Source organism: Micromonospora sp. KC721, assembly GCF_004348355.1.
Lineage (GTDB): Bacteria > Actinomycetota > Actinomycetes > Mycobacteriales > Micromonosporaceae > Micromonospora.
Map to the genome: position 1 here is coordinate 1 of NZ_SMJY01000264.1, position 6,857 is coordinate 6,857.

The following is a 6,857-nucleotide window of genomic DNA, read 5'->3' on the forward strand; positions in this document are numbered from 1 at the left end:
ATCCACTCCGGGCTGCGGTCGACCAGCGACGCTCCCATCCCGCTGAACATCATGATCATGTACTTCATCGGTAGCTCCTTCTCGTCGCGTGCCCGGTCGCTCGGCGTCGGCTCTCGGTCGGAGCCGCACCCTGCATCTCGACATCCCCGGCCAAGATTTTCCTTCGGGGCTGTCACGACCGGCAGGGTGCCTGCGTAGAGGCGTCCTGGAAACGAGAGTTTGCGGGACGGTCTGGTCGGCGGTTGCGACCGCCGACGTTTCCGCGTACCCGGCCGCGGTGCTCGGCACGCTACTCGTGCCGAGCAAGCGCCCGTGCTGGTCGATCGCCGCCGCCACGTGCACGTCGGCGTGGGTGTCCACGCCTACGGGCGGGCCCGCTGGTCGAGGCCACTACGGCAGGAGCCAAGCGATGAGGATGAGAGCGGTGATGACGATCGCAGGCAGAACGACGTAGATCACGAAGACCAGCCAGGGAAGCAGTCGGAACGCCCTGCCCATGGGGCTCTCCGGCGGCGTGTAAGGAACAGGGGGCTGGAGGCCCACCCTCTCCCAGACCAAGCCGGCCGCGTCCGTGAACTGGACCCTTGCCTGCCCGATGCTTGCCGCATCTGCCGGCAGTTCGTAGTCCACCGCCACGGTTTTCTCCACCACGGTGAAGCGCCGGGCCCCGCGTGCAAGCACCGTTACTTCCGAGTCTCGGCGGCGGCCCGGCCAGAGGTGAGTCTTCTTCCACATGACATCAATGCGAACGTCGAAGATCGGCGCGGCGCTGTGATTGGTGAGCGTTACCGACGCCGGATTCGATGGGCCGTAGGTCCTGATGCCCTCAGTTTCGGCGACGTCTTTGAAGGTCAGGACGGGAATCACTAGGCGGGCCTGAGCAGATTCGCTGGCCCGCTTCTCTTCCCGACGGACCCGGATTTCGTGACGAAGCAGCAGGCCGGTGACGACGACGGCGAGGGTCGACATCACCAGCCCGGCCAAGCTTCCCCATGCCTGCATCCAGTCGGTGATTTTCGGAGCCTCGGCAGCTAGCACCGGGTCAGGGTATGGCGGACCGTCTATCCGCTGTCAGCCTTACGGCGAGCGTCAGGGCTGCCACCTGGTTACACGAGCCTGCCAGTCGGGCGGCCCTCTACCGGCTGGGCGAGTCGAGGCTTGCCTCCACGGCTTTCACCGCAGGCACCTGCCCGGCTGCGTCGCTGCCGGTCTTCGCCGCCGTCACTGCATCTCGGGTCGAGACGGGAAACGCCCGAGCAGCCACTACCGCCGGTTCGCTGCTGGTCGCGGTGCTCTCCGCCGGCGGGTCAACTCGGGCCAGGATTCCCTCACGGTCGGCTGGCTGATCGCCACCCACCCCTGCCGGCTCGACGTCTGCCAGAGCCTCCGGGCCGAACGGCTCGGTGTGGGCCGCCTGTTCGTTGGCGGTCTCCTGGCTGCGGTCCCTACGCACCGTGCCGAGGTCGACTCGCCCGTCGAGCTGGTCCTGCACCACCCGGCACGCAAACGCCCCTGGGGTCCGGGCCCGATCCACGAAGCTGGGCACGCCGCGCAGGAGCTGCTGCACGTCGTGGCCAGCTTGCTGAGCCTGGTCCAGCGTGTACGCCAACGCACCCCACGCCTCGCATCCGAGCACCCTGTCGGCCCGCTGCCCAGACGGCCACGCCTTGCGTACCTCAGCGGCCATCCGCTCCTGCCTGTCCCGCACCGCTTCGGCGGACATCGCCGGCCGACTCGACCGCTCCGTGGCCTCGCGCACCGCCCGATCGACGGCGTCGGACAGCACCTCAATGTCGTCCGGCTCCCGCGCCGGCTCGTGCTTCTCGGACGTCCCCGCCCTCTTGGCAAGCTGGTCGACGACCACCTGCCGAGCCTGCTGCGCCCGGGGATCAACGTGCTGCCACGTCGACGCGGCCCGCCACACCCGAGCGATGTCCTCCGTCCCTGCGGTGCGCCACCACCCCGGCCGCATCGCCGGCCGCCACACCGCCGCGTCGGCCTGCTGTGCCGCGCGAGCCTGCGCGCGGATCCGCCGGGCCTGTTCCTCGCTGACCCGCTCGGCCCGTCGCAGCTGCGCGATGCGGACGTCGATGAGCACCTGGGCCAGTTGGCCGGCGGCCTGGATCGCGGCGGTCATCGCCGCGGTAGCCCGCTGGTGAATCTCGGCCATCTCGTTGTCGGCCACTACCTCTCCCGTCTGATTCACCGCTGCGTCTGCTGATCCACCGCCGGGTCAACGCGGACCCGGGCCCGCGTCGCATCCGGCTCCTCCTGCCCGACGCGCGGGCCTGGAACGTCTCGCTCGACGTGCACCGAGCCCTGCGCGAGCAGCGGCATCAGGTGCGCCGCCGCCCTGGCCGCCGCGCCTGCCGCGTGTGCCTGCTGCTCGGCCGCGCGTAGCTCGGCCAGCGCCACCACCACCCGGGCCGCCTGCACGACCACGGCGAGCAGCACCGCCGCCGCCTCACCGCCGTCGCGGGCGGGTCCAGTGACCATCAACGCGTCGGCGACCCGGCCCAGCTCCGCTGCGAGCGTCGACGCCGCCGGCGCCGACGCGTGACGCGGTGGCGCCGCCGCGCGGGCCAGCGCGTCAGCCGCCCGCGTCACCGGACCCCGCCCCGACGGCTCGGTGGCCGCCGCGACCCGGGCCAGTAGGTCGGCGCTGGCGCGCGCCACCGCCGGCCACTGCGGCGAGCCGGGCGCGACGGCGGCAAGCCGGGCGCTGATCGCCTCCAGGGCGGCGGTCGACGATCGCCACACCGCCATCCGGTCCTCACCGCGCAGCGTCGGCGATTCCGCAGAATCCGCCGCCTTCCACTGCCCGGCCGACGGCGGCTGCGCGTCAGGCCACCGCTTACGAACCTGGGTCAGGCTCAGGTCGCCGTCCAGGCTGCGCCCGGCAAACCAACGCGGCGCTCCGGCACCGGCGGGCCGTAGCGCCACGGCGTACCCGACCACCTGGTCCCGGTCCGTCGCCGCAGTGCGAGCACCAACCAGTAAGCCCGCGCCCTTCATCCGCGCCACCCGCTCGCTCTCGCTGCTGGCGCCGGCGAGCGCCGCCCGGACCTGGCGGCGCAGCAGCTCCCGGTCCGGCGCCTGGCCGCTGCGGCGGGCCCGATCAACCTCGGGACGGGTCAGCTCCGGCCGGCGGGTCACGCCGGCCCGGCCCGGTGTCCACTTGCCCAGTCCGAACTCGTCCTCGATGAGGTCGGCGACCTGTTGGCTGCGCCGCTTGTCCTGCCGCAGCCACACCGGCGCACCATCCTCGGTAGCGAGGGTGACGACCAGGTGCACGTGATCGTTGCCCTTCGCCGACAGCCCGTGGCGCACCGCGACCCACCGACACCCGGCCCGCTCGGCATCGCCGGTGAAGCCCATCTCGGCCACGAACCGGGCCGCGATGCGACCCCACGTCGCGTCGTCGAGCTGCCCCTCCTGAGCCGGCAGGCTCAGCGAGCACTGCCACACGTACTGCGCGACGCCGCGCTCACCGGCGGCGATCTGCGGCGCTTCCAGTCGGGCCGCCAGCTCGTCCAGCGACCACCGCTCACCATCGCGCTCGTGCCGCTCCGGGGCGAGCAGGGCCACGTCGTCGTATCCGGCGACCAGGTGCGGGTTGACGTGCTCCTCAGCTTTCCCCGGGCCCCACAGGTACTCCAGCAGGCCCCGAACCCGGGCGCCGTAGGTGACCTTCGGAATCATCGGCGGCCTGTCTGGGCTGCGGCGATCGCGGTAACGAGGTCGTCGACGCGCGCCGCGACCCGCGCCAGGTACGCCGCCGTCGCGGCCAGGTCCCCGGCCGGCTCCCCGGTGGAATGCAACCGCGCCACCGCCTGATTGAGGTTGTGCGCCGCGCCCCGCACCTGCCGGTGCACGCCCATCAACTCGACCAGCAGCGGACCCGTCTCCGCAGCCCCATCCGGGCCGGCCGGGGCGGGCACGAGCGGCGCCGATCCGGCTTCCGCCAAGTACGCCGAGGTGGCCATCCGGGCCGCCGCCGCGTTCGCCTCGACCGCCGTCATCTCCGCCTCGGACAACCGCACGGTCACCCGATGCACGCGCGGATCATCGTCGTTGTGGGCACGCCGCCGGCGCTCGCTGGCACCGAAGCGAACCACACCGACCTGCGGCGGATCAGCCACGTCGACCACCCTCCCGGCTGGCCATCGCCGCCCTGATCTGCCCGGCCGCCGCGCGGCCTGTCTGACCAAAAGTCAAACTTTTACTCCAACTTGCTCCGTCAGGTGGAGCCTGGGCGTCCACTACCGGGAGGCCGCTCGTGTCCCGTCCGGACGAAGGTGGCACCGTCCGGCTGTAGTTGGCACCGGAGTAAAACTGTCCGGGTTGACTTGGCACACCACCGTAGGTGCACTGCTTCAGCCGGTTGTCTCGGGTAGATCTCGATGGTGTCTGATCGGACCGGTGAGCAGGATGCCGGTAGACAGGACGAGTGCGGCCGTCATGATCCACATGGTGGGTCGCAGGCCGAGAAGAGTGCCAAGCAGGCCGCCGAGAAGAGCGCCCAACGGAATGGTGCCGTAGTTGATGAGGTGCATGCCGGTGACAACTCGGCCGAGGAGATGGCGCGGTGTGTAGGTCTGGCGGAAACTGTCTTTGATGATGTTGCCGGCGACGATTCCGGTACCGACTGCCATGCCTCCGAGCACGACCAGGGTGAGGCGCGGGCCGGGCCCCGCGAGAGGGATCAGTAGCGCGAACGGGGCCGCACCGAGTTGGCAGAGCAGCATGCCGCGAGCCGTGCCGAAGCGCCGGGCCACCGTGGTGGCAACCAGTGCACCGAGGACACCACCTCAGCTCATGACAGCGATGATGACGCCGACCGTGCCAGCCTCGACGCCGTTCTCTCGCACCAGGAAGACGATGAGGATCGACTGGTAACCGATGAGCGCAAGATTCGCGGCGGCGCCGAAGGCGGCCATGGTGCGCAGGTAAGGATCATGCGCCAGGAACCGCAGACCGCCGGTGATCTCCTTCAGTAGTGGTTGGTGCGGGGTCTGGGCGGACCGGCGTGGTTCGCGGTGGCGCATGATCAGCAGGCAGACGGTGGAGACCAGGAAAGTGGCTGCGTCGGCGAGTAGCCCGAAGACGGCGCCGAACAGTTGAGCGATGAGGCCGCCCGCGCCGGGTCCGGTGACGTGGGCAACCGCCTCGCTGCCGTGCAGCTTGGCGTTGCCCTCAGCCAGCTGATCGGTGCTGAGTAGCGACGGCAGGTAGACCTGGTAGGCGGTCTCGAAGAACACCGCCGCCGCGCCGGTCAACAGCGCCACCGTGAGCAGGTGTCCGATGGTGAGTGCGTCGAGCCAGGCAGCTACCGGCACACTGATGAACAAAAGCAGTGCCGCCACGTTGCAGGTGATCATCACAGGGCGTCGCCGGAGCCGGTCGACCCAGACACCAACCGGCAGTCCGATCAGCAGCCACGGCAGCCAGACGGCGGCTTGCAGCAGGGCGATTTGCAGCGTGGAGGCGTTCAGGGTGCCGAGGGCCACCAGCGGCAGGGCAACCGCGGTGATGGCGCTGCCGAACCTGCTGGTCGTCTGGCCCAGCCAGAACAGTCGGAAGTCGCGGTGTCGCAGCAGAGTGCCCCGTCGCGTCGCTGCGAGGGTCGGCGGGGTCATGGCTTGCCCGGAACACCGTAGGCGAATACGAAGACGGGTCGGCGGCCGGCGGCGTCCGGTGTTTGCTGGCGCCGCCATCGCTCGAGCAGCTCGTTGATCTCTTCCCCGACCTCGCGTAGTTCTTCCGGGGTCAAGTGCAGCCATTGGTCCATCGCGAAGGTGCAATCGCGCCAGTGCGTTTTGTCTTCGTCGCCTGCGGCGAACCAGCCCCGAACCTGTTGCACATGGTGATCCAGGTTGAGGGACTCGGCCGCGTCGGCTACCGCAGCCGTGGCGGGGTCGTCGCGGAAGTCGGCTGATGACCAGCGCAGGCCCCGCGTGACGAGTCGCCACCATCGTTCACGTCGGTCTCGGGCCAACTCGGGAGCTTCCTCGATGAGGCCGCAGTCACCGAGTACGTGCAGGTGGTGGCTCACGTTACCGATCGCCTGGCCGGTGATGGTCGCCAGCGAACTGGCCGTTGATGGCCCGTGGACCTTCAGAGCGTCCATCAACCGCCGTCGCAGCGGGTGAGCCATCGCGGCGAGCACCCGAGAGTCGGTGATCTGGCGTACTTCATCCGCAGTCATGCTGCCAGCATCACATACACAAGAGGTGTCGTTCAAGGACTCTTGTGCATGTGGTGTGTCCGGCTGTGCGTGCTTTATCGGCGGAAGTTCGAGTCGATGCGGATGCGAGTTGATGTGGGCCCTTCGGTACGGTGCCGGGGTGCTGCGCGCGGTGTCGGGCCTGGGTGGGCCGCTGACGGCTGAGTTCGAGGTCGGATTCATGGGCGCCGAACAGGCAGAGGTCAGGATGTCCTTGATCGACGCTGCGGAGGTGCAGTTTGAGCTTGTCAAGCCGGTACGCGGGTTCCCCTCGTACAAGCGGCAGCGGAACTTCCCCGGCCTGTGGTGGTCGTCGACGACCGGCGGTCACGTCGGGTATGAGTCGTGGTTGGAGCGCGACCACCTGATGCTGCTCGACTTCGACCTGGCGGTGGTTGGGATCGCCTCGCAGCCGTTCTGGCTGTTCTGGGATGACGCGGCTTCCGGCCGGCGCCGCTCGCACGCGCCGGACTACTTCGCGCGGCTAGCCGACGGGAAGGGCTTACGACCTTGTGCACAGTAGAGCCGGTCGGTGTGGCGGCTTGACCCTGACATGGACGGCCGCGCAGATGTCTTGATTGTGTCGATCAAAGCCATCCGCGCGGCCTTCGCTCATTGTGCCTTCACCGGC

At 69.6% G+C, this 6,857-nt stretch carries 8 protein-coding genes; 1 reads left to right on the forward strand and 7 read right to left on the reverse strand.

Going from position 1 to position 6,857, the window contains the following annotated elements; all coding sequences use genetic code 11:
- Window positions 1-390: 390 nt before the first annotated feature.
- The 7 genes from E1182_RS28085 to E1182_RS28110 form a co-directional block, all read right to left on the reverse strand.
- Window positions 391-1,038: a hypothetical protein gene (locus E1182_RS28085; RefSeq protein WP_132270751.1), complete on the reverse strand. Its 648-nt coding sequence runs from the start codon at window positions 1,036-1,038 to the stop codon at window positions 391-393.
- A 97-nt stretch (window positions 1,039-1,135) separates the two neighbouring features.
- On the reverse strand, window positions 1,136-2,185 hold the full coding sequence (locus E1182_RS28090) for a hypothetical protein (protein WP_243706460.1): 1,050 nt from the start codon (window positions 2,183-2,185) through the stop codon (window positions 1,136-1,138).
- Window positions 2,186-2,202: 17 nt separating this feature from the next.
- A complete protein-coding gene (locus tag E1182_RS28095; protein ID WP_132270752.1) occupies window positions 2,203-3,702 on the reverse strand; it encodes a relaxase/mobilization nuclease domain-containing protein in 1,500 nt (499 codons plus the stop codon).
- On the reverse strand, window positions 3,699-4,142 hold the full coding sequence (locus tag E1182_RS31370; RefSeq protein WP_165942745.1) for a MobC family plasmid mobilization relaxosome protein: 444 nt from the start codon (window positions 4,140-4,142) through the stop codon (window positions 3,699-3,701). The genes E1182_RS28095 and E1182_RS31370 overlap by 4 nt, the downstream gene beginning before the upstream one ends.
- A gap of 234 nt (window positions 4,143-4,376) precedes the next feature.
- Complete coding sequence (locus tag E1182_RS32585; protein WP_243706461.1) at window positions 4,377-4,778, reverse strand: hypothetical protein; 402 nt, start codon at window positions 4,776-4,778, stop codon at window positions 4,377-4,379.
- 33 nt (window positions 4,779-4,811) lie between these two features.
- Window positions 4,812-5,717: an MFS transporter gene (locus E1182_RS28105; RefSeq protein WP_371687614.1), complete on the reverse strand. Its 906-nt coding sequence runs from the start codon at window positions 5,715-5,717 to the stop codon at window positions 4,812-4,814.
- Window positions 5,636-6,208 (reverse strand): helix-turn-helix transcriptional regulator, encoded by a 573-nt coding sequence (locus E1182_RS28110; RefSeq protein ID WP_132270753.1) that lies wholly within the window; start codon window positions 6,206-6,208, stop codon window positions 5,636-5,638. Before E1182_RS28110 ends, E1182_RS28105 begins: the two co-directional genes overlap by 82 nt.
- A 139-nt stretch (window positions 6,209-6,347) precedes the next feature.
- Between E1182_RS28110 and E1182_RS28115 the strand changes: the two genes are divergently transcribed.
- Window positions 6,348-6,749 carry a TnsA-like heteromeric transposase endonuclease subunit gene (locus E1182_RS28115; RefSeq protein ID WP_243706463.1) on the forward strand — a complete coding sequence of 134 codons (402 nt, stop codon included), beginning with the start codon at window positions 6,348-6,350 and terminating at the stop codon, window positions 6,747-6,749.
- Window positions 6,750-6,857: the final 108 nt, after the last annotated feature.